General features: G+C 65.9%; 24 protein-coding genes. 9 read left to right on the top strand and 15 right to left on the bottom strand.

Annotation, left to right across the window (positions count from 1 at the left end):
* Positions 1-23: 23 nt before the first annotated feature.
* The 3 genes from DDE75_RS03845 to DDE75_RS03835 form a co-directional block, all read right to left on the bottom strand.
* Positions 24-416, bottom strand: coding sequence for a hypothetical protein (locus tag DDE75_RS03845; protein ID WP_108501070.1), 393 nt, complete (start codon positions 414-416; stop codon positions 24-26).
* Between the two features lie 155 nt (positions 417-571).
* Positions 572-1870, bottom strand: coding sequence for a DUF2254 domain-containing protein (locus DDE75_RS03840; protein WP_108501069.1), 1299 nt, complete (start codon positions 1868-1870; stop codon positions 572-574).
* A gap of 3 nt (positions 1871-1873) precedes the next feature.
* Positions 1874-2647, bottom strand: a complete 774-nt coding sequence (locus DDE75_RS03835) for a M48 family metalloprotease (protein ID WP_108501068.1) — start codon at positions 2645-2647, stop codon at positions 1874-1876.
* A 148-nt stretch (positions 2648-2795) separates the two neighbouring features.
* Here DDE75_RS03835 and DDE75_RS03830 point away from each other — a divergent pair, with 148 nt between their 5' ends.
* Positions 2796-3044: a hypothetical protein gene (locus DDE75_RS03830; RefSeq protein WP_108501067.1), complete on the top strand. Its 249-nt coding sequence runs from the start codon at positions 2796-2798 to the stop codon at positions 3042-3044.
* Here DDE75_RS03830 and DDE75_RS03825 read toward each other — a convergent pair.
* Positions 3017-3289: a DUF167 domain-containing protein gene (locus DDE75_RS03825; RefSeq protein WP_108501066.1), complete on the bottom strand. Its 273-nt coding sequence runs from the start codon at positions 3287-3289 to the stop codon at positions 3017-3019. The two genes, DDE75_RS03830 and DDE75_RS03825, sit on opposite strands and share 28 nt — an antisense overlap.
* Before the next feature lie 99 nt (positions 3290-3388).
* Between DDE75_RS03825 and DDE75_RS03820 the strand changes: the two genes are divergently transcribed.
* Positions 3389-3952, top strand: coding sequence for a nitroreductase family protein (locus DDE75_RS03820; RefSeq protein WP_108501331.1), 564 nt, complete (start codon positions 3389-3391; stop codon positions 3950-3952).
* Positions 3952-4665: an EI24 domain-containing protein gene (locus DDE75_RS03815; RefSeq protein ID WP_108501330.1), complete on the top strand. Its 714-nt coding sequence runs from the start codon at positions 3952-3954 to the stop codon at positions 4663-4665. The genes DDE75_RS03820 and DDE75_RS03815 overlap by 1 nt, the downstream gene beginning before the upstream one ends.
* Here the strand turns inward: DDE75_RS03815 and DDE75_RS03810 are convergent.
* Together DDE75_RS03810 and mce are read right to left on the bottom strand one after the other, a co-directional pair.
* Positions 4622-4894, bottom strand: a complete 273-nt coding sequence (locus DDE75_RS03810; protein WP_108501065.1) for a DUF1467 family protein — start codon at positions 4892-4894, stop codon at positions 4622-4624. The genes DDE75_RS03815 and DDE75_RS03810 overlap by 44 nt on opposite strands.
* A complete protein-coding gene (gene mce, locus DDE75_RS03805; RefSeq protein WP_108501064.1) occupies positions 4894-5298 on the bottom strand; it encodes a methylmalonyl-CoA epimerase in 405 nt (134 codons plus the stop codon). The genes DDE75_RS03810 and mce overlap by 1 nt, the downstream gene beginning before the upstream one ends.
* A 129-nt stretch (positions 5299-5427) precedes the next feature.
* On the opposite strand from mce, the gene DDE75_RS03800 reads away from it, so the two are divergent.
* Complete coding sequence (locus DDE75_RS03800; RefSeq protein ID WP_108501329.1) at positions 5428-6156, top strand: response regulator; 729 nt, start codon at positions 5428-5430, stop codon at positions 6154-6156.
* Here the strand turns inward: DDE75_RS03800 and DDE75_RS03795 are convergent.
* The 7 genes from DDE75_RS03795 to DDE75_RS03765 all read right to left on the bottom strand — a co-directional run bounded on the left by DDE75_RS03795 (position 6153) and on the right by DDE75_RS03765 (position 13995).
* Positions 6153-7328, bottom strand: a complete 1176-nt coding sequence (locus DDE75_RS03795; protein WP_108501063.1) for a DUF1501 domain-containing protein — start codon at positions 7326-7328, stop codon at positions 6153-6155. The genes DDE75_RS03800 and DDE75_RS03795 overlap by 4 nt on opposite strands.
* Positions 7329-7332: 4 nt before the next feature.
* A complete protein-coding gene (locus tag DDE75_RS03790; RefSeq protein WP_108501062.1) occupies positions 7333-8703 on the bottom strand; it encodes a DUF1800 domain-containing protein in 1371 nt (456 codons plus the stop codon).
* Between the two features lie 65 nt (positions 8704-8768).
* Entirely contained in the window at positions 8769-10544 is a 1776-nt protein-coding gene (aspS, locus tag DDE75_RS03785) for an aspartate--tRNA ligase (protein ID WP_108501061.1), read from the bottom strand.
* Between the two features lie 59 nt (positions 10545-10603).
* A complete protein-coding gene (locus DDE75_RS03780) occupies positions 10604-11266 on the bottom strand; it encodes a type II CAAX prenyl endopeptidase Rce1 family protein (RefSeq protein ID WP_108501060.1) in 663 nt (220 codons plus the stop codon).
* A complete protein-coding gene (locus DDE75_RS03775) occupies positions 11239-12036 on the bottom strand; it encodes a glycoside hydrolase family 25 protein (RefSeq protein ID WP_108501059.1) in 798 nt (265 codons plus the stop codon). The genes DDE75_RS03780 and DDE75_RS03775 overlap by 28 nt, the downstream gene beginning before the upstream one ends.
* 188 nt (positions 12037-12224) lie before the next feature.
* Positions 12225-12530 (bottom strand): hypothetical protein, encoded by a 306-nt coding sequence (locus tag DDE75_RS03770; RefSeq protein WP_108501058.1) that lies wholly within the window; start codon positions 12528-12530, stop codon positions 12225-12227.
* Between the two features lie 85 nt (positions 12531-12615).
* Positions 12616-13995, bottom strand: coding sequence for an FAD-binding oxidoreductase (locus tag DDE75_RS03765; RefSeq protein WP_108501057.1), 1380 nt, complete (start codon positions 13993-13995; stop codon positions 12616-12618).
* Positions 13996-14125: 130 nt separating this feature from the next.
* Between DDE75_RS03765 and DDE75_RS03760 the strand changes: the two genes are divergently transcribed.
* Positions 14126-15817, top strand: a complete 1692-nt coding sequence (locus DDE75_RS03760) for a chloride channel protein (protein WP_108501056.1) — start codon at positions 14126-14128, stop codon at positions 15815-15817.
* 60 nt (positions 15818-15877) lie between these two features.
* Here the strand turns inward: DDE75_RS03760 and cobT are convergent, their stop codons facing one another.
* Both cobT and cobS read right to left on the bottom strand, forming a co-directional pair.
* Positions 15878-17749 carry a cobaltochelatase subunit CobT gene (cobT, locus tag DDE75_RS03755; RefSeq protein ID WP_108501055.1) on the bottom strand — a complete coding sequence of 624 codons (1872 nt, stop codon included), beginning with the start codon at positions 17747-17749 and terminating at the stop codon, positions 15878-15880.
* A 71-nt stretch (positions 17750-17820) separates the two neighbouring features.
* Entirely contained in the window at positions 17821-18792 is a 972-nt protein-coding gene (gene cobS, locus DDE75_RS03750; RefSeq protein ID WP_108501054.1) for a cobaltochelatase subunit CobS, read from the bottom strand.
* A 143-nt stretch (positions 18793-18935) separates the two neighbouring features.
* Here cobS and DDE75_RS03745 point away from each other — a divergent pair, with 143 nt between their 5' ends.
* The 4 genes from DDE75_RS03745 to DDE75_RS03730 all read left to right on the top strand — a co-directional run bounded on the left by DDE75_RS03745 (position 18936) and on the right by DDE75_RS03730 (position 22025).
* The gene (locus DDE75_RS03745) at positions 18936-19490 is read left to right on the top strand and encodes a sigma-70 family RNA polymerase sigma factor (protein WP_108501053.1); all 555 of its coding nucleotides are present in this window, start codon (positions 18936-18938) and stop codon (positions 19488-19490) included.
* The gene (locus DDE75_RS03740; protein ID WP_108501052.1) at positions 19487-20191 is read left to right on the top strand and encodes an anti-sigma factor; all 705 of its coding nucleotides are present in this window, start codon (positions 19487-19489) and stop codon (positions 20189-20191) included. Before DDE75_RS03745 ends, DDE75_RS03740 begins: the two co-directional genes overlap by 4 nt.
* 103 nt (positions 20192-20294) lie before the next feature.
* Positions 20295-20861 carry a fasciclin domain-containing protein gene (locus DDE75_RS03735; protein ID WP_108501051.1) on the top strand — a complete coding sequence of 189 codons (567 nt, stop codon included), beginning with the start codon at positions 20295-20297 and terminating at the stop codon, positions 20859-20861.
* Positions 20862-21041: 180 nt separating this feature from the next.
* Positions 21042-22025, top strand: a complete 984-nt coding sequence (locus tag DDE75_RS03730; protein WP_108501050.1) for a DUF808 domain-containing protein — start codon at positions 21042-21044, stop codon at positions 22023-22025.
* Positions 22026-22098: the final 73 nt, after the last annotated feature.

The raw sequence follows: 22098 nt of genomic DNA, 5'->3' as shown, positions 1-22098 counted from the left end.
TTTTCTATCCGGTCAGCTTCGGTTCAGCTGGCAGCGCTGCTGCGCGGGCGGACATGACCCGAGGTATCGTGATAACCCGGCATTCCGCCCGCAATCGCGCCCTGCGGCTTGTGACCTACATCGCTGCCACAACCATCGACCACCCGCAGTTGCGGATGACGCGACGCAGGCGAAGGTTCCGCCAGCATGCGCGGCAATTCGGGGCAGGCCTGTTCGGAGATCATCGAAACCCGGAGGGCATGGCGAAGGTTGCCGACGGTCTCGGTTTCCAGTTCGACCAGATCGCCGGGCTCGGGCCATTTATCCGGGTCGACCAGGTTCGCCCGGCCTTGAAGATACGCCAAGGTGGCCTGATCCTCGCACCAGATGATCGCTTTCTCGCGCGAAATATTGCTCCAGACGATAACGCCGATCATGGGCGCCCCTTCTTCAGAATCGCCCAAAAAGCGCGATGTGATATGGACAAAACCTGTCCATTTGTATGAACCTGAAGCGACTAAAGCATAAATCCGCCGATATGCCAGCTTTTTTACCGCCGCATGGAACTTTTGTGCAGCTTGCGGTTGCCATGTTACCCGTTGGTCACAACCGCGTCAGCGGCAACGCCCAGTTCTTCGGCACGCAGGCGAACCAGATCGCGCTGACGCTGAATCGCCAAGCCATCGTCAGCATATTCAAGGCATTCCGCCGAAAGACGAACCGCGGGTGCGCCAAAGACCTGGGGCGCCAGGTGAGTCAGAGCCAGCAGACAGTCCTGCACGGCAAGCTGCACCTGGAAGTTTGATGCCCCATCGCGGGCCAGGGGCAACAGGCTGTCGCGCAGCAGGTCCTCGGCGTTCATTTCGACGGCGTAGAGCCGGGGGTAATCGACATCCGGCTGGTACTTTTCCTGCCAGACCGAAAGAATGCGCAGAATGCGCGTGATCACAGATACCGCCGTGCCTGGATCGTTCACCGCGGGCGAGAGAGCCCTCTGCGCGGTTTCCGACAGAACCGTGAAGCCGAAGCGCGGGTCCTGTTCGAAGCTGCGGGTCGGGCGGACGGTGACGCAGGCTACCAGATCGGCGCGGATGGCCTTGGCCTCATCCTCATCCAACGGCAGGTTGCGGACGTGGAACAGGGCGCTGCGCAGATGCACCAGATCGCCCGGCGTGGCGGTCACATAGACGATCAACTGGTGCTTCTCGGCCAGCTCGGACAGGGTCTCCATGTCGCAATTCTGGACATGCCCTACCACCGGCGCGGGCACCACGAGGCTGTCGGGCGGGGGCGACCCGCGCAGGGGGTTCGCCCCCATCCAAGGCGATTGCAGGCGGTTCTTCAGCGCCTTGGTCGTCGTATCCTCGACCCGTGTCATCATGTCGCCGATCAGGCCCAATTCGCCCAAGCGGTTGATCCAGCGCAGCAGCGACACCACGACGATCAGCACGATCAGCAGGGTCGCGACGAACAGCGCCACCCGGCCACCGTCGCCGTAGAGCTGGGTCTTCAGCATGATCAGCCCGACAAGGCTGAAGACGAAGGCGCCGATGAAGGTGGCCAACACCGTCTGGCTGACCGAATCCTTGACCAGCAGCTGGACCGAACGCGGGGTCGTGCTGCTGCTGGCGGTGGCATAGGCCGCCGTCAGGATCGACAGAGAAAACGTCGTGACGGTCAGCATGCTGGAGGCGATGATCGACAGGATCGGGCCGATCGCATCCGCACCGATCTTTCCCGCCAGACCGGGGGGAATGGCATCCTTCAGCAGAAAGCCCAGGATCGCCGAGACCAGCCCCAGAACGGCAAAGGCCGTGACCCGGACCCAAAGCCGCTGCAACAGTTCCCGCACCCGCCATTGCAGCCGGCCGACATGGCCCTTGCGCGCCATGGCTCAGCGGATCCGGCCGGCCTGAACGTCCGATACGGCACGCCGCACCTGCGCCAGCCGTTGTGCCCGCGAAGGGTGGGTGCCAAGGATGTGGTTTCCGGGGTCGGGAATACGCTCGAACAGGCGCGATCCGTTGATCGGGTCGTAATCCGCGTTCAGCGCGATGATGGACCCGAGGTAGTCTGCCTCAAGTTCCCAATCGCGGGAGTAGTATCGCGCACCGACGGATGCGCCGATTTCCTGCGCGCGGGCCACGGCGCTGCCATCCCCGCCATAGGCCGAGGCGATCGTCCCCAGCACGACCGAGGCCGTCGTCGCCGCCCCCGACTTGCGGTCCAGGTGGTTCAGGATGTGGTGGGCGGCCTCATGTCCGGCGACGAAGGCGATCTCATCGGCGCTGCGGGTCTGGGCGATCAGCGACAGGGTGAAGCCGACGATGGGGCGGCCGGTCTTGTCGACGGTCTGGAAGGCGTTCGGCTCCAGCCCCGGGCGGTCGTCGACGATGAAGGCGAAATCGCAGTTGATGGGCCGGGTGCGACGGTTGATGCATTCGCGTTCGACCGCAGGCTCCATCCGGCGCATGACTTGCACGAAGGTCCGCGCGGCATTGCTGGGCGTCGCGTCATAGGGCGCGGATGCCGCGGGCAGCGGCCTGACCGGCGCGGGCGCGGGCGCCTGCACCACCGGGGGGCTTTCGACCGGGACGGCACAACCCGCCAGCGTCAGCAGAACCGCCGTGACCGCAGCCGTTCTGCGGCTTGTGAATAACCTGTCCATCTGCCCTGCCCCGTTGTCGATGCCTGTTCCGCCGACCTTGCCGCCGCCTTCCTTTGCAGTTTACCCTGCCCCGTGGCGGCGTAAACCCCGCCCGCTTGTCGCACCCCGAGTTTCACGCGATTGTCGGGCCTTCCCAAGGAGACTTCGGATGTTCACCATCGAACACGACTTCGACGCCACCGTGATCACCCTGATCGACGAGGCCGAACCGAACACCCGCCCCCTGAACGAGGATGTGGTGATCCTGAACTTCGAGGATCGCGTCGTCCTGGAACAGATGAGCGAGGACGGCGACGAGGTGGTCCGCATCAGCCTGACCATGCACCAGCTGACCGAGTTGCGCCTGGCTCTGAACCTGCCCGAGGGCAACTATCGGCTGGAACCCGGCAAGGGCTGATCCAGACGCACCAGCTTGTCGCGCGCGCCCGCCCCGCGCATCAGCACCAGCCGCGAGGGTGCCACGCCAAGCGCCTTGGCCAGCAGCTTCAGGATCGCCTTGTTCGCCCTGCCGTCCTCGGGCGGGGCGGTGACATGGACCCGCAGGATGCCCTCCTGCATCACGATGCTGTTGCGGCGCGCCCCCGGCGTCGCGCGAAGGGTGAAAACAGTTCCCGGCACCGCCATATGGGTCAAATCGTCCATGCCGCCTTGGACCACGCCCACCCCGTCCCGCGCAAGTCCGCTTGCGCATCGCCCGCCGATCCGCAACATCCCCCCGACATTGCCGGACAGGAGAATGACATGACCACGCCTACCTTGCAGTTTCTGGCAACCCGCCGGTCCCATCCGCCCAAGCTGATGACCGGACCCGCCCCCGACCGTGACCAGCTGACCGAATTGCTGACCCTGGCCGCCCGCGTTCCCGACCATGGCAAGCTGGAGCCTTGGCGCTTCGTCGTCTTGGGCCGACAGACGCTGGACGATCTGGCACCGCGCCTGCATGCGGCAGTGTTGGCCGATGGGCAGGATCAGGCGGCGGCCGACAAGGCGGCCTCGGCCTTCGCCTCGCCCGTCATCGTGGCGGTGATCCATTCGCCGGTCGACAGCCCCAAGGTGCCGGAATGGGAACAGATGCTGTCATCGGGCGCGGTCTGTCTGGGGCTGGTGAACGCGGCGCTGGCCTCGGGGTGGGCAGCGGCCTGGCTGACGGGCTTTGCCGCGCTGAACCAGCGCTTTGCGCAGGACCATCTGGGCGTTGCGCCGCATGAGCGTATCGCGGGCCTGATCCATATCGGCACACCCGGCACCACGCCCCCCGAACGCCCGCGCCCCGATATCGCCGCCAAGACGCAATTCCTGCCATGATGCCGGTCGTTGCCCTGACGCGCGGTTGGGCCGACCTGCTGCGCCCGCGCATCCTGCGGCTGGTGCTGCTGGGTGTCGCGCTGACCATCAGTCTGTTCGTGGCCCTTCAGGCGGTCATCTTCTGGGCGATCCGCCTGTGGTTGCCGGGCGGCTTCACCCTGCCATGGATCGGCCAGGTCGAGCTGTCCCACGTTCTGTCATGGGGGTCGCTGGCGCTGTTCCCGTTGATGGGGATCTTCCTGATGGCCCCGGTGGCGGCGGGCTTCTCGGGGCTGTTCGCCGAACAGGTCGCCGATGCGGTGGAACAGATCCACTATCCCCGCAGGCGCGGCAAGTCGGTGGATTTCCTGGATGGGTTGCTGGAGTCGCTGGCCGTGGTGGCGGCGGTTCTGGCGGTCAGCCTGGCCAGCCTGCTGCTGACGCCGTTCCTGGGGCCCTTGGCGCCGGTGCTGTTCTTCGGCGCGAACGGCTGGTTGCTGGGACGAGAGTTCTTCCAGATGGCCGCCCGCCGTCACATGGACGCGGTGCAGGCCAATGATCTGCGCCGGGCGAACACCCTTCGCATCACCATGACGGGCGTGCTGGTGGCTTTGGGGCTGGCGGTGCCGCTGGTTAACATCATGCTGCCCCTGCTGGCGGCGGCCGCCTTCACCCACCTGTTTCAGGCGATCAGCGGATCAGGTGGTCCAGCTGGGAAATATCGTCGCGGGTGATGTAATTGCCCAGGATGATGAAGGCGATCACGCCCCAGATCGCGGCGGTCACCAGCGTCGTGATCAACAGCTTGCGCCGCCAGGATGCCATGTCCGAGGGCGCGCCCGCATGGGTGCCCGCCACGACGTCTCCGGCGTCGGCCTGGCTGCGCTGGCCGAAAGGCAGCACCACGAAGAGCGTCAGGAACCAGATCGAGGCGAAGAGGACGATACCGCCGGTCAAGTTCATCAGATTTCCTCCAGTTCGATCAAGCAGCCGTTGAAGTCCTTGGGATGCAGGAACAACACCGGCTTGCCATGCGCGCCGATCTTCGGCTCGCCGTTGCCCAGAACCCGTGCGCCCTCGGATTTCAGCTTGTCGCGGGCCTCAAGGATGTTGTCGACCTCGAAGCACATGTGGTGGATGCCGCCCGAGGGGTTCTTGTCCAGAAATCCGCGGATCGGGCTGTCCTCGCCAAGCGGATAGAGCAACTCGATCTTGGTGTTGGGCAGTTCGATGAAGACGACGGTCACGCCGTGGTCGGGTTCATCCTGCGCCGGCCCCACATGGGCGCCAAGCGTGTCGCGATATTGCGCCGCAGCCGCCTGCAAGTCGGGAACGGCAATGGCCACATGGTTCAGTCGTCCGATCATCGATGCCTCCGCTTTCGTTTCATATCTAGGGGCTTTGGGGTGCTGTTGGAAGGAAAAGCATCGTCGTTAACGCTCTGTTCAGCATTCCCCGGCTAACTGGCGACAGGGAAGATGGAACGGGGATCAGACATGCCGACGGATTTCGCCAAGACCCATGACAAACCCTTGCCACAATGGCGTTTATCGCTGCCGGGGCGGCCCCTGACCGGGCTGACCGTGCTGGTGATCGAGGATTCGCGCTTTGCCAGCGAAGCCGTCCGCCTGCTGTGCCTGAAATCCGGTGCGCGGATTCGCCGCGCGGATTGCCTGCGATCGGCGCGGCGTCACCTTGCGGCCTATCGTCCCGCCGTGGTCATCGTCGATCTGGGCCTGCCCGATGGCGACGGGGCCAGCCTGATCCGCGATCTGCATCAGGCGAGGCCGCGGGTGCCGGTCATCCTCGGCATGTCGGGCGACCCTGATCTGGCCGGTCACGCGGTGGCTGCCGGTGCCGACGGTTTCCTGCCCAAACCGGTCGAGAGCCTTGCGGTCTTTCAGCAGACCATCCTTGCCGCCCTGCCGCCCGAGGCGCGCGGCAGCCTGCTGCGTGCCCTGCCCGACGACATGATCCAGCCCGATCAGGCCGGGCTGCGCGACGATCTGGCCCATGCCGCGCAGGTCCTGTCGGATGCCAGCGATACCGAGGTCATCGACTATATCACCCGCTTCCTGGCGGGCGTGGCGCGGTCGTCCCATGATCCCGCGCTGGAGGAAGCCGCCACCGCCCTGTCGCAGGATCGCAGCGGCAATATCGCCGCCGATCTGACGCATCTCAGCTGGATGGTGCAGGACCGTCTGGCGCAGGTCGCGCAGGTCTAGGCCAACATCCGCGGGTCGCTGCCCATCTGCAGGTCGGGGAAGACGCTGCCTTCGAGAACCGCCTTGTCGATGCCGAACTTGGCATGCATCGCCCAAGCGGCATAGGCGCGGATGTCGCGCTGCGGCATCAGGTCCCGCCCGTCATAGAGATCGCCCTCGGCCAGACCCGGCCAGTCGCCCAAGACCCGTCCACCACGAACCGCGCCCCCGGTGACCAGCATCGCACCCCCGGTCCCGTGGTCCGTTCCGGCCGATCCGTTTTCCCGCGCCGTGCGCCCGAATTCGGTCATCGCCATGACGGTGGTCGTGTCCCAGTTCTTCCCCAGGTCCGCCTTCAACGCCAGGATGGACTGCGCCAGCCGCCCCAAGCTGCGGTTCAGCGACCCTGACTGCCCCGAATGCGTATCCCACCCCGCCAGAGAGAAACTGGCGATCCGCGTCTCGCCGTTCAGGCGGTCGGCGGCGAAACGGGCGAGGGCGATATGTTCATCCTCGGGCTTGGCGGGCGCGGGCGCGTTCTTCAGACCCGCCACGATTTCCAGCGCCTGCGCACTGGCGTCGCGGAACAGCGGATCGTCGTGATAGATCTTCATCAGCAGCCGCTCGGCCTGGGGTCCAAGCGTCATCGATGCCTCGGGCGTCCAGCTTTTGGCCTGCGCCTTGCCCTGCAGGATCAGCATCTTCTCGATCCCGACGGAATAGGCGGTTTCCGAGGTCTGTCCCGGCATCACCTGCAGCAGGCGGTTCAGCCAACCGTCCTGCTGGTCGGCCAGATCCATGTCGGTGCCGGTCCCGGCTTCCAGCATGTTCTGCCCGTCGAAATGGCTGCGCTTGTCGCGATAGGGCGTCGAGACCGCAGGCGCGAAGGCCAGCTGCCCGGCCTGCCACAGGGGCAACAGCTCGGACAGGCCCGGATGCAGCGCGAAGAAGCCGTCCAGATCGGTCGCGCCGTGATCGGGGCCCAACGACAACGTCTGGCGCAGGGCGCGCAGGTTCTTGTCGCCATAGGGCTGGAAGGCGTCGATGCCGTCCATCGCGCCCCGCAGGATGATGACCACCAGACGGTTTTCCCCCGGGGCACTGGCGAAGGAGGCCGTGGACATGAGCGGGCTGGCGGCAGCGGAACAGCCGATCAGCGCCGTGGATTTCAGGAACAGGCGTCGGGTCAGCATCGCGTCACCTTCTGTTGAAGTCGGCCGAGGCGAGGACCAGCGCCACGCCCTCGGGGTTGCTTTCGGCGCGCGGAACCGCCCAAGCGACGGCCTCGGAGGCGGTATCGCCAAGCGCATCGCGCAGCAGGTCGCGCGCGTCGGGCAGCTGGCCCAGCAGTTCGGGCGGACTGGTCATGGCCCAGTTGATGCGCATGGCGATGCCTTGGGGGCTGGCCCAATCCTCGGCCCTCTCGGGCCAGCCGTCTGGACCATCTGGGGCGGCCCAGGGCTGGCCCATGATCGCCATCGGGTTCAGCAGGTGGCGGTGCAGCGCGGCGGGACGCAGGGCATCGATCTGCTGGCCGGTCATCCCCAACCCGCGCATCGAGGCAACTAGAAATTCGAACGGCTGGCGCATCTTGCTGCGCAGGTTCTCTTCCAGCTCGGGCGCCTCGGCCAAGGCCAGGTTCATCGCGCCCAGATCGCCGCCCGTGTCCAAAAACACCCCGGCCAGCCGGTCGACCAGCCCCTGCGGCGGATCGTCGGCGACGAAATGCACGGCCATCTTGCGTGCGATATGACGGGCCGTCGCCTCCTGCGTGGCCAAGTTGGCGATCACCGCGCGGATGTCCCCCATCGAGGCCTTGCCCTTGCCGCCATAGGTTTCCCCCAGCACCGTCTCGGCGCCGGGTTCGGCGCGGCGGGCGCGAAAGACGGTGGGCTGGCGCGGGTTGTAGGTCAGGCCGGTCAGCAGCTCGGCCAGTTCCTCGACGTCCTTCTGGGTGTAATCCGCACCGACGCCCATGCTGTGCAGCTCGATCATCTCACGCGCCAGGTTCTCGTTCAGGCCAAGCGCCTTGTCGGGCTTCTGCTTGGCGATCACCGAGTTCGGCCCCACTGATCGCGTCTGGTCCAAGTATCGCAGCATCGCGGGATGCGTTTCGGCGGCGAACATCATGTCGGCGAACTTGCCCGCCAGATGCGGGCGGATGGCGTCCTGAACGATCGCATCCGACATCAGGTTGTAATAGATGCTGCCGCCCGTGACGGTGAAGTGATCGGCCCAGAACCAGACCAATCTTTCGCCGAAGCCCGTCGGGTCATCGACCGCGCGGGCAAAGCGGCGCAGGACGGCGGCCTGAAACAGCGCGCGCATCCGCTGCTTGTGCATGCGGCTGGCCTTGTTCTGTTCCTTGGTGCCGTTGCGGGCTTTCTGGGCCAGCGCTTTCCCCTCGCTCTGCCATTCGCGCAGCTTGTCCAGCGTGATGCCGTTGGGTTCGGGACCAGATTCCGCGACCAGCCGCGCCACCTGCGCGGGGTCGGAGGGCAGCTGGCCGCGCGGCGACAGGCCGAAGCCAAGCCGGATGGCGGCAAGCTGTTCGTAGGGCAAGGGCATGAAGGCGGGCTCCGGACAGGGTGCTGCTGCGCAGCATCCTGCCATGCGAGGGCCCGCCTGTCAGTTCACTCTTTCGGCAAGGCGCGCAGACGAAGATCGCGCATCTGCTCGTTCGTGGGCTCGGACGGGGCGCCCATCATCAGGTCTTCGGCGCGCTGGTTCATCGGGAACATGATCACCTCGCGGATGTTCTGTTCGTCCGCCAGCAGCATCACGATGCGGTCGATGCCCGCAGCACAGCCCCCGTGCGGAGGCGCGCCATAGCGGAACGCCTTGACCATGCCGCCAAAGCGCTTTTCGACCTCGGATGCCGGATAGCCTGCCAGTTCGAAGGCCTTGAACATGATCTCGGGCTTGTGGTTGCGGATCGCGCCGCTGATCAGTTCGTAGCCGTTGCAGGCCAGGTCGTACTGATAGCCCAGCACCTTCAGCGGATCGCCTTCCAGCGCCTCCATCCCGCCCTGCGGCATGCTGAACGGGTTGTGGCTGAAGTCGATCTTGCCGTCGTCGGTCTTCTCGTACATCGGGAAATCGACGATCCAGGCGAATTTGAACTGGTTTTCGTCGATCAGGCCCAATTCGCGGCCGATCTCGGTGCGGGCGCGGCCCGCGACACCTTCGAAGCTTTCGGGCTTGCCGCCCATGAAGAAGGCCGCGTCGCCTTGGGCCAGACCCAGCTGTTCGCGGATGGCTTCGGTCTTTTCGACACCAAGCGCCTTGGCGATGGGACCTGCGGCTTCGGTGCTGCCGTCCTCGGCCTTGCGCCAGATGATATAGCCCATGCCGGGCAGACCCTGCTGTTGGGCAAAGGCGTTCATGCGGTCGGCGAACTTGCGGCTGCCGCCGGTGGGCGCGGGGATGGCGCGAACCTCGGTCCCGTCCTGTTCCAGCAGCTTGGCGAAGATGCCGAAGCCCGAGCCGCGGAAATGGTCGCTGACCACCTGCATCTCGATCGGGTTGCGCAGGTCGGGCTTGTCGGTGCCGTATTTCAGCAGCGATTCCGCATAGGGGATCAGCGGCCATTCGGCATCGACGCGGCGACCGCCGCCGAATTCCTCGAACAGGCCCTGGATGACGGGCTGGACGTTGGCGAAGACGTCTTCCTGGCTGACGAAGGACATCTCCATGTCCAGCTGATAGAAGTCCGTCGGGCTGCGGTCGGCGCGCGGGTCTTCGTCGCGGAAGCAGGGCGCGATCTGGAAATACTTGTCGAAGCCAGCGACCATGATCAGCTGCTTGAACTGCTGCGGGGCCTGCGGCAGGGCATAGAACTTGCCCGGATGCAGGCGCGAGGGCACCAGGAAGTCGCGCGCGCCTTCGGGGCTGGACGCGGTGATGATCGGGGTCTGGAACTCGGTGAAGTTCTGGTCCCACATGCGGTTGCGGATCGAGCGGATGACCTTGGACCGCAGCATGATGTTGTTGTGCAGGCTGTCGCGGCGCAGGTCCAGGAAGCGATAGGCCAGGCGCGTCTCTTCGGGGTAATCCTGATCACCGAAGACCGGCAGGGGCAGCTCGTCGGCTGCACCCAGAACCTCCAGCTCGGTCGCATAGACCTCGATCTCGCCGGTGGGCAGCTTGGGGTTGACCAGCGACGCGTCGCGCAGCTTCACGCGGCCGTCGATGCGGATGACCGTTTCGGCGCGCAGCTTTTCCATGGCCGCGAAGGCCGGGCTGTCGCTGTCGGCCAGCACCTGGGTCATGCCGTAATGGTCGCGCAGGTCGACGAACAGCACGCCCCCGTGGTCGCGAACGCGGTGGACCCACCCCGACAGGCGGATGGTTTCACCGGCATTGGCGGCTTTCAGATCGCCGCATGTGTGGCTGCGATAGGCGTGCATGATCAGTCCCCATTTGTTGACCCCCGCACAAAGCGCGGGACGGGCGGGAAGTCAACCGCTCAGAAGGGCCGCTGGACGTTCCCGGTGTAGAAATAGACCCCCATGCCCACCGCGAACAGCACGTTTCCCGCCACCGCATGCAGCGCCCAGGCCGCGGGAAAACCGTGGCGCAGATAGGCGCGCGCAAAGATCCAGCCGCCGCAGAAGGTCATGAAGGCGACGATCCAGGACCAATACATCAGATGCGCGAAAGAGAAGATGGCCGCGTTCAGCGCGATGGCCGCGCGACCGTCGGGCAGGATCGCGCCATAGCGATGGAAGAACAGCGGGCGGAAGATAAGCTCCTGCGGCAGGGCCGACAGCAGCGGATAGAAGGTCCAGATGACCAGCAGGAAGCCGGGGTTGTTGCGCGGAATGGAAAACAGCGCGCCCGGTCGCATCACCGCCAGGATCGCCCAGCAGATCAGCAGGGTGACGACCGCGATGCCCGCAACCTCCAGCCAGGGCATTCGCCGCCAGCCGCGCACCAGAATGCGCCATTTGAAGCCGCCCGTTATCCACAGCAGGATCATGCCCCCGATGCTGAACAGCGCCAGCGCCGGAAACAGCATGCCTTTGGGCAGAAACAGCGCCATGGCCAGCGGCGCCCCGATATAGAGCGCCGCGAACTCCACCCTCAGCCAGCGATGCGGCCTTACCGCACCATGCGTTGCTGCAACCATCGTGCCCAATCCGAAGCCGAACCCGCGAAGGCGTTCAGGTCCACATCACCCGAGATCCCCGGGACCGACCCCGTGCCGGTATATTGCCAGAAGCCCCAACGCTGCCCCGGATAGGTACGGCTTGGGTGATCGGCGGTCGAACGCAGCCAGAACTCGGTCCGGATGTCGCCCATGCGGTTGTCACGGTAAAAATCGACCGTGGTATAGATGATCGGACGCTGGCCGTAATGGCGGCCCACGATCTGCAGGAAGATCTCGGCCTCGCGCTTGACCTCATAGGCGGGGGGACGGCGCGGGCAGTTGCGCGAATTGGACCATTCCATGTCCAGAACGGGGGGCAGCGAGCCTGCCTCGCGCGGGACGTTCTGGATGAACCAATAGGCGTTTTCCGCACCCGAACGGCAGAAGTAATAGAAGTGATAGGCCCCGCGCGGGATGCGCGCCTGCCCCGCCTCGCGCCAATAGCGCATAAAGTTCGGATCGGTGTGATCGCCGCCTTCGGTCGCCTTGATGAAGGCAAAGCTGATGCCCGCGCCGCGCACGCGGTTCCAGTCGATGTCGCCCTGCCAGCGTGAGATGTCGATGCCGTGGACGGCATGGCCATAGGGGTGGCCGTTCTGCCAGTTGTGGGGGCGGTTGTCGCCCAGTTGCGGGTTCGCGCCCGGTCCCGGGGCGTTGCGATATCCACCGCCACCGGGGGGCGTGCGGGAACACGAGATGGCGAATGTCACCACCATCAATCCCAACAGCAATTTCCTGAAGATACTCATGCCTGCCCCATCGTTTCTGCGTCGACCGCGGCCGCTTCCTGCGCGCCATTGTTTCGCGTTATCGCAAAAGCGTGAAGCTTTGTCATCGGGCGCTGGCGGTCACGTCTCCGTCAGACATGAAATCGCAGCAAAAGAAACGGGCCCGGCATGGCGGGCCCGTTCGGGTGGCATGGATCATGATGAAGCGATCAGTTCGAGGGGGCGGCATCCTCGGGGGCCGAATCCTCGGTCGTGGCCTCGGGCGAGGCATCGGCAGGGGTATCCGCCCCCGGAGAGCCCGGTGCCTCGTCGTCGCCCGTGACGCCTTCGGCATCGGTGACCGGCGTGTCGGAGGGCGGGGCGGTGGTCGCGATGCCGTCGCCTTCGGGTTCGGTCGTTCCCGGCTGGAAGACAAGGAAGACCAGTGCCGCGACGACCAGCGCCACGATGATGGCGATCACGGCAGGCTTGTGGTTCCGGGCCTCGTGACCGGGGTCTTGATCGTTATGGGACATGGTTTCCTCCGCGGAAGTCGGTTGGGGTGTTCATCTTTTCAGCCAACGCCGCCCCGGGGGGGCGGTTCCCCTGCCCGCCGCGGCTTTACGCGCGATCCGGCACCAGCTTGCCGGGATTGAGGATGTTCTGCGGGTCCATCGCGGCCTTGATCGCCCCCATGACCTGCCAGCCGCCGCCGTGTTCGTCCTGCATCAGGGACCGCTTGCCGATGCCCACGCCATGTTCGCCGGTGATGGTGCCCCCCACGGTCAACGCATGCTGGGCCATGCGGCGTGCCAACTGCTTGGCCTGCGCGATGTCGTCGGGGGCTTCGGGGTCGACCAGAAGCAGCGCGTGGAAGTTGCCGTCGCCGACATGACCGACGATGGGACCGATCATTCCGGCGGCCTCGATCTCGGATGCGGCACGCTCAACGGCATCGGCCAGCTGCGACATCGGGACACAGACATCCGTGACCACGCCGACCGCGCCGGGCCGCAGCGCGAAGGCCGCGTGATAGGCGCCGTGCCGCATCCGCCACAGGCGGGCGCGATCCTCGGGGGTGGTGGCCCAATCGAAGCCCGAAGCGCCGCAGTCGCGCGCGATCTCGCCGAAGTTCTCGGCGTCCTGCGCGACGGCACTTTCCGATCCGTGGAATTCGACCATTAGATGCGGCGTCTCTGGCAGGGTGGTGCCCGACTTCAGATTGAAGGCCCGCGCGGTCAGCGCATCGACAAATTCGATCCGCGCCATCGGGATGCCGGACTGGATGGTCATGGTCACGCAATCCACCGCCGCCCGCAGATCGGCAAAGCCGCAGACCGCCGAGGCCACCTGTTCAGGCTGGCCGTGCAGCCGCAGCGTCAGTTCGGTGATGATCCCCAGTGTGCCCTCGGACCCCACGAACAAGGCCGTCAGATCATAACCCGCGCTGCTTTTCGCGGCCCTGCTGCCGGTGCGGATGATCTGCCCGTCGGCCAGCACCACCTCCAGCGCCATGACGTTGTCGCGCATGGTGCCATATCGCACCGCCGTCGTCCCGCTGGCCCGCGTTGCGGCCATGCCGCCAAGGCTGGCATCCGCCCCCGGATCGACCGAGAAGAACAGCCCCGTCGCCCGAAGATCGGCGTTCAGCGCCTCGCGCGTGACGCCGGGCTGGACGGTGACCTGCATGTCCTCGGGGCGGATGTCCAGCACGCGGTTCATTCGACCCATGTTCAGCGTCACGCCCCCCTGGCTGGCCAAGGCATGCCCCTCCAGCGAGGTGCCCGTGCCCCAGGCAATCACCGGAACGCCCGCGCCCGCGCAGGCCTTTACGATGGCCGCGACCTCGGCCGTGGTTTCGGGATAGGCGACGGCATCGGGGGGCGGGGCGGTGTGGAAGCTTTCGGAGGCGGCGTGCTGTTCGCGGTCGCCCCGCCCGGTGGCAAAGCGTGCGCCCAGCAGGGTGGACAGATCGCTGACAAGGCTTTCGGGCAGGGGCATGGGATGTTCCTTTGTTCGTGCCCGCGCAGATTACCCCTCATCCCCATGATGGCAACCATTGCCCCGCCCGCTGGACCCGGTCCTGGATATGTGATCGGGTGAAACCCCGTCACGCATCGCGGACAAGCCCATGCCACCTGCCCCGGACCCGAAGAAAGCCCGCCCCCTGACCGCCCTGCGCAACAGGCTGCGCGACGTCATGCGGCTGATGCGCGACCGAGGCCCCAGCCAGGCGCAATTCTGGCTGCTGGCCCTGCTGATCGGCACGGGGGCGGGGTTCGCGGCGGTGGGGTTTCGCCTTGGGATCTCGGCGGTGCAGCGGGCGGTCTATGGCGCCGATGACGTGACGCTGGCCAGCACCGCGGGCAGCCTGCCTTGGGCTTGGGTGCTGATCGTGCCGATGCTGGGCGGGCTGGCGGTCGGGTTGATCCTTGACCGCTTCACCCCGGATGCGCGCGTCCGTGCCGTCTCGGACGTGATCGAGGGCGCGGCACTGGACGGCGGCCGCGTCGAAACCCGCGAGGGGCTGGCATCCGCCGCCGCCTCGCTGATCACCCTTGGTACCGGCGGCAGTTCGGGCCGCGAAGGGCCGGTCGTGCATCTGGCGGGCGTGATCTCCACCGCCGTTGCGACGCGCATCAAGGCCAGCCCCCTGACCGGTCGGGAACTGCTGGGCTGCGCCGTCTCGGGGGCGGTCGCCGCCAGCTTCAACGCCCCCATCGCCGGCGCGCTTTTCGCGCATGAAGTCGTGCTGCGCCATTTCGCCGTCCACGCCTTCGCCCCCATCGCCATCGCCGCCGTCGCGGGCACCGTCATCAACCGCATGCAATTCGGCGGACTGACCGAATTCATCCTGCCCCAGCGGATGGACATCGGCTTCTACGTCGAGCTTCCGGCCTTCATGCTGCTGGGACTGATCTGCGCGCTTGTGGCGGCGGCGATGATGTCCGGCATCTTCCGCGCCGACCGCACGGGAACCGCGATCATGGCGCGCCTCGGCTGGCCACGCTGGTCGCGCCCGGCCATCGCGGGGCTTTGCCTCGGCGTGATCGCCATTCCCTTCCCGCATATCATCGGCGTCGGCTATGAAACCACCGCCGCGGCGCTCTCGGGGCAGATCGGGTTGACGCAGGCGGTGCTGCTGGCGGCGGTCAAGGCCATCGCCGTGGCCATCACCCTTGGCGGGCGCATGGGCGGCGGCGTCTTTTCACCGGCGCTGGTCATGGGGTCGCTGACAGGACTGGCCTTCGGGATCATCGCGACAGGGGTGATGCCGTCGCTGTCGGGCGATGTCGACGTCTATGCCTTCGCGGGCATGGGGGCCGTGGGGGCGGCGGTTCTGGGTGCGCCCATCTCGACCGCGATGATCGTCTTCGAGATGACGGGCGACTGGCAGACCGGCATCGCGGTGATGACCGCCATCTCGCTCAGCTCGGCCTTGGCATCTCGGCTGGTGCGGCGTTCGTTCTTTTTCAGCCAGCTGGAAAACCGCGGCATCCACCTGGCCGAGGGGCCGCACATCTGGCTACCCCGCAACTTGCGCATCACGCCCGTGCTGCGCGCCTTGGACAGCGAGGCCGCCCCGGCGACCGACCTGGTCCGCAACATCGCCGCATCGGGGGAAACCCTGACCCAAGGCATGACGCTGGAACAGGCCCTGCGCGAATTTGACCGCAGCGGTGCCGCCTTCCTGCCGGTGATGTCGCAGCCCGATCCGGAAACCGAGGCCGAACCTCAGATCATCGGCGTCGTCTATCACATCGACGCGCTGCGTACCTTGAACCGTGCCCTGGCCGAAACCGCAGCCGAGGAACACGCCTGACACAGGGCGCGACAGCGGGGGGTCCGGGGGGCCGGCCCCCCGGCCGTCGCGGGACGCAGATCAACCGCGCCGCAGGGAGGCCATGCCAAGGACGCGTGCGCGCTTGCGGGGATCGCTGTCGAACAGCGCCGCCAGCTGTTCGGTGATCGCCCCCGCCAGCTGCTCGGCATCGGTGATCGTCACCGCGCGTTCGTAATAGCGCGTCACGTCGTGGCCGATGCCGATGGCCAGCAGTTCGACCGCGCGGCGCTTTTCCACCATGGCGATCACGTCGCGCAAATGGCGTTCAAGGAAGTTCGCGGGGTTCACCGACAGCGTCGAGTCATCGACCGGTGCGCCATCCGAGATCACCATCAGGATCTTGCGTGCCTCGGACCGCTTCGTCAGACGGCGGTGCGCCCATTCCAGCGCCTCGCCGTCGATGTTCTCCTTCAGCAGGCCTTCCTTCATCATCAGCCCAAGGTTGGGGCGTACCCGGCGCCAAGGCGCATCGGCGGATTTGTAGATGATGTGGCGCAGGTCGTTCAGGCGACCGGGCTGGGCGGGACGGCCGGCGGCCAGCCAGGCCTCACGCGCCTGCCCGCCCTTCCAGGCGCGGGTGGTGAAGCCCAGGATCTCGACCTTGACGTTGCAACGCTCCAGCGTGCGCGCCAGCACGTCGGCGCAGATCGCGGCGATGCTGATCGGACGCCCGCGCATTGATCCCGAATTGTCGATCAGCAGCGTGACGACCGTGTCGCGGAACTCGGTATCCTTCTCGATCTTGAAGGACAGCGGCATGGTCGGGTTCGCCACCACGCGCGCCAGGCGGCCTGCGTCCAGCACACCCTCCTCCTTGTCGAATTCCCAGCTGCGGTTCTGCTGGGCCTGCAGGCGCCGCTGCAACTTGTTCGCCAAGCGACTGACGGCCCCGCGCAAGGGGTCCAGCTGCTTGTCCAGATAGGCGCGCAGCCGCTCCAGCTCGGCCTCATCGGCCAGATCCTCGGCGCGGATCTCCTCGTCCCAGTTCTGGGCAAAGACGGTGTAATCGGGGCTGGCGTCGCTGACCGGGGGCGGCTGGTCGGGGGGTGCGTCGGATTCGGGCATCTCGGCCTCGTCCGACATCTCGTCCTCGGACTGGTCGTCCATGCTGACCGAGGCCTGCTGTTCGTCCTGCGTCTGTTCCTGGCTGCGTTCCGAGCTGGCCTCGGAATCCTCGCTCTCCTCCTGATCGCGGGATTGGTTGTCGCCGGCTTCCTCCTCCTGCTCGGCGTTATCCTCGGCCTCGTCGTCCTCGGGCTGGTCGGGGTCTTCGCCCAACTGGTCGCCATAGCCCAGATCGGTGATGATCTGGCGGGCAAGCCGGGCAAAGCTGGACTGATCGGCCAGCGCCTTGTTCACATCCGACAGCGATCCGCCCGCCTGGCTTTCCACGAAGGGACGCCACAGGTCGGCCACGTTTTGCGCGCCGGGGGGCAAGGGACGGCCCGTCGCCGCCTGCCGCACGATATAGCCCGCCGCCACCGAGAGGGGCGCATCGGCGGGGGCGCTGATCTGGGAATAGCCCTTCTTGTCGGCATCCGCCCCGATCCGCGCGTCGATGTTCGAAAGCGCACCGGGCATGTCGCGTGCACCCAAAGCCTCGCAGCGGGCAGTTTCCATGGCCTCGTAAAGCTCACGCGCCATGGGCCCCGCGGGGGCGTATTTCGCGTGCGTCGCGGCGTCGTGGTGGCGCACCCGCATGGCAAAGGCATCGGCGGTGCCGCGTGCCAGCAGAACCTCGTCGCGGGCCATGCGGCGGCTGATCTGCGGCAGGCGCATGGTGTCGCCGGACATGCCGGCGGGGTCGGCCGTGAAGGTGACGTTCAATTCATGTTCGTCGGCCATCGCCCGCGTGGCTTGCGTCAGCGCCTTTTTGAAGGGATCGGCGGGATTGTCAGTGGGCTTGTTCATGTCACGTCTTCTCCCCACGCGGCGGCTGTCGGATGGTTGGGGCGGGCGTCATGCCCGCCCGCCAAGGCTGGTCACACGGCGATGCTGGCCGCGCTTTCGGGCAGTTCCTCGTCGAACAGCCGCTGATAGAACTCGGCCACGGTCTGGCGCTCCAGCTCGTCGCATTTGTTCAGGAAGGTCAGGCGGAAGGCATAGCCGACATTGTCGAAGATGCGCGCGTTCTGCGCCCAGGACAGTACCGTGCGCGGCGACATGACGGTGGACAGATCGCCCTGCATGAAGGCCGTGCGGGTCAGATCTGCCAGCGTCACCATCTGGCTGATGACCTTGCGGCCCTTCTCGTTGTTGTAGTTCGGGTTCTTGGCCAGGATGATCGCGGCCTCGGCGTCATGGGACAGATAGTTCAGCGTCGCGACCAGCGACCAGCGGTCCATCTGGCCCTGGTTGATCTGCTGCGTGCCGTGATAGAGGCCCGTCGTATCGCCCAGACCCACGGTGTTCGCGGTCGCGAACAGGCGGAAATAGGGGTTCGGCGTGATCACTTCGTTCTGGTCCAGCAGGGTCAGCTTGCCGTCGGCCTCCAGCACGCGCTGGATGACGAACATCACGTCGGCGCGGCCCGCATCGTATTCGTCGAAGACGATGGCGGTCGGGTTGCGCAGCGCCCAGGGCAGGATGCCTTCGTGGAAGACCGTGACCTGCTTGCCGTCGACCAGCTTGATGGCGTCCTTGCCGATCAGGTCGATCCGGCTGACATGGCTGTCCAGATTCACCCGCACGCAGGGCCAGTTCAGCCGCGCGGCGATCTGTTCGATATGGGTCGATTTCCCCGTCCCGTGATAGCCCTGCACCATCACCCGGCGGTTATAGGCAAAGCCCGCAAGGATCGCCATCGTGGTGTCGGGATCGAACTTGTAGGTGCTGTCGATCTCGGGGACACGGTCGGTGCGTTCGGCAAAGCCTTTCACCTTCATGTCGCTGTCCAGACCGAACACCTCGCGCAGGTCGATCTCTTCGGTGGGTTTGGCGTTCATGTCCAGCATTCGTCCGGCCTCTCTCATCGCGTCCGCGCATTGATCGCGCATTCGTGCCGGACGTGCAAGCGGGGCCGCGTTGACGCCTTGCCGCAGCAACCCTAAGGTGACCCCTGAAATCCTTTGCAATCCCCACAGCAGGACAGGCGCCCTTGACCGACGCACGCAGGACAGAGCTTGAACGCCTCATCTCGCGCATCTCGCTTGGCGACCGGGATGCCTTCGACGCGCTTTACGACGCGACCTCGGCCAAGCTGCACGCGGTCTGCCTTTCGGTGCTGCGCGACCGCCCCGAGGCCGAGGAGACCTTGCAGGAGGTCTATATCCGCGTTTGGCAAAGCGCCTCGCGCTATGCCTCGAACGGCTTGTCGCCGATGACCTGGCTGATCACCATCGCCCGCAACCGGTCCATCGACAAGCTACGCGCCCGCAAGTCGCGCCCCAGCACCGCCCCCGAGGATGCGGCTGCTGCCCTGCCCTGCGACGCGCCCAGCCCCGAATCGGCCACAATCATGGCGCAGGAACGGCGGATGCTGGACGAATGCCTGGCGCGGCTGGCCGATGCGCAGGCCGGTGCCGTGCGTGCCGTCTATCTGGAAGGCGTGACCTATGCCGATCTCGCCCAGCGCGAGGGGATGCCCATCAATACCGTGCGAAGCTGGTTGCGCCGCAGCCTGCTGCGCCTGAAAGACTGTGTTAGCCAATGACCGAAGACGCCCCCCTGACCCCGCAGGAAGAAGACGAGGCGCTGGCGGCCGAGATGGCGCTTGGCCTGCTGGAGGGTGACGACCTGACGGCGGCCACCACCCGCATGGCAGAGGATGCGGATTTCGCCCGCGCGGTGCGCGACTGGCATGAACGTCTGGCCGGCATGGCCGAGAACCTGACCCCGGTGATGGCCCCCGCGCGCGCCCGCCACGCGGTCCGCGAAAGGCTGGGACATGCCAGCCCGCCCCTGGCCAACGACCCGACCGAGCGCCGCGCATGGTGGCGCGGGCCCATGGGCGCGTTTGGCGGCTTGCTGGGTGCCGCCGCGCTGGCGGTGCTGTTCATCCTGCCCGGCCAGGACCCCGCACCCCAGCCCGGCTTCCAGGCGGAACTGCAGGTGCAGGACAGCGAGATGCGCGTCGCCGCCCGCGTCGATGGCCGCGAGATGGAGATCGCGATGGAGGGTGGCACGCCCCCCGACGACCGCGATCTGGAGATCTGGTGGATCAAGCCCGACGGCTCGGCGCCGATTTCCATCGGCCTCGTGCCGCGCGACGGCAATCTGCGCATGACCCTGCCCGATGGGCTGGATCCGGCCGAGGACGTCAAGATTGCGCTGTCGGATGAACCGCTTGGCGGATCGCCGACCGGGCAGGCGACGGGGCCGGTGGTGGCCATTTCCGACCTCACGCGTTCGTGAACGAAAAAACATGGCGGGAAGGTGCAACTTACTTGCCCACCTCTGCGTGATTGTAGGCACAGGGCGCAAGACTGCGTCCGGCACGACAACCCGGAGGAAGATCATGTTCAGCAATTTCACCAAAGTCGGCGCTTCGATTCTTGCAGCCACCGTCGCATTCAGCGCGCCCGCGCTGGCACAAAACACGATGGTCGGCGGGGCCGAGATGTTCCCCAGCAAGAACATCGTCGAGAACGCGGCGAATTCGGCCGATCACACCACCCTCGTTGCCGCCGTCCAGGCAGCCGGTCTGGCCGAGACGCTGTCGGGCGAAGGTCCCTTCACCGTCTTCGCACCCACCAACTCCGCCTTCGAGAAACTGCCGGCAGGCACCGTGGACGATCTGCTGAAGCCCGAAAACAAGGACAAACTGGTCAAGATCCTGACCTGCCACGTCGTTGCGGCCGATGCCATGTCGCCCGCCATCGGAAAGATGATCATGGACGACGGCGGTGCGCATGACGTCCCGACCCTGGGCGGTTGCACGCTGAGCGCCTCGATCAACCCCGACAATAACGCCCTGCAACTGACCGATGAAAACGGGAACGTCGCCACCGTGAACATTCCCGATGTCGACCAGTCGAACGGCGTCATTCACGTCATCGACACGGTGATGCTGCCCGCTATGTGATCTTCCGGCGGCATCGGGGCCCTCTGTTCCCCCGATCGGACGGCCCCAGGCCCGCGCATCCCCCCTCATGCGCGGGCCATTTTCTTGTCCGGTGAACCGGAACCATGTTGGCGGCGTTGCATTTTCCAGACGGCATCGCCCAAAGTGCCACAGACGACACATCCTGAGGGGATAGCACATATGAGCGGCCTGATCGCACTTCTTGACGACGTTGCAGCCATTTCCAAGGTCGCGGCGGCGTCCGTCGACGATGTCGCGGGGCAGGCTGCCAAGGCCGGGGCCAAGGCGGCCGGCGCGCTGATCGACGACGCTGCCGTCACGCCGAAATACCTGCACGGCTTCGACGCCAGCCGCGAATTGCCCATCGTCTGGAAGATCACGCGGGGATCGCTGTTCAACAAGCTGGTCATCCTGCTGCCCATCGCCTTGCTGCTTACGGTCTTCGCGCCTTGGCTGATCACGCCCCTGCTGATGCTGGGCGGGGCTTACCTGTGCTACGAGGGCGCCCATAAGGTCGCCTCGCTGTTTCACCATTCCGACACACACGACAGCGAAAAGCACACGCACACCGATACGCCCGGTGCCGCGCTTGAGGAAAAGCGCGTGGCAGGCGCGATCAAGACCGACTTCATCCTCTCGGCCGAGATCATGACCATCGCGCTGTCGACCATTCCCGCCTCGGATGCGCTGTTGACCAAGGCACTGATCCTGGCCGTGGTGGCGGTCGGCGTGACGGTGGCGGTCTATGGCTCGGTCGCGCTGATCGTGAAGGCCGATGATTTTGGGCTGCATCTGGCCAAGGGCAGGACCGGGGCACTGGCAGCGATCGGGCGTGGCATCGTCTATATCATGCCCAAGCTGATGACCCTGCTGACCATCGTGGGAACCGCCGCCATGATCTGGGTCGGTGGACAGATCATCGTCCACGGCCTGCATGAATTGGGCTGGCACATGCCCTATGAAACGATCCATCATCTGGCCATCGCCGCAGCCGAAGCTGTTCCGGCAATCGCAGGAATTGCCGAATGGGTGACCACGGCATTCTTCGACGGCATCGTCGGGCTGATCCTGGGGTTGGCTTTGCTGCCCGTCGTGACCAAGGTCCTGAACCCCCTCATCGAGACCACCATCGCACCGCTTATTGCCCGGTTTACAAAGGCTTGAACCGATAAGCGCCGCTATGTGACAGCACGATTGACCGTTCAGTCAAAGACTGTCACATTCCCTTTACATCAAT

It is taken from the genome of Paracoccus indicus, from assembly GCF_003056335.1.
GTDB classification, from domain to species: Bacteria; Pseudomonadota; Alphaproteobacteria; order Rhodobacterales; family Rhodobacteraceae; genus Paracoccus; species Paracoccus indicus.
Note: the sequence above shows the minus strand (reverse complement) of the source record. Positions and strands in the feature narration are given on the sequence as shown.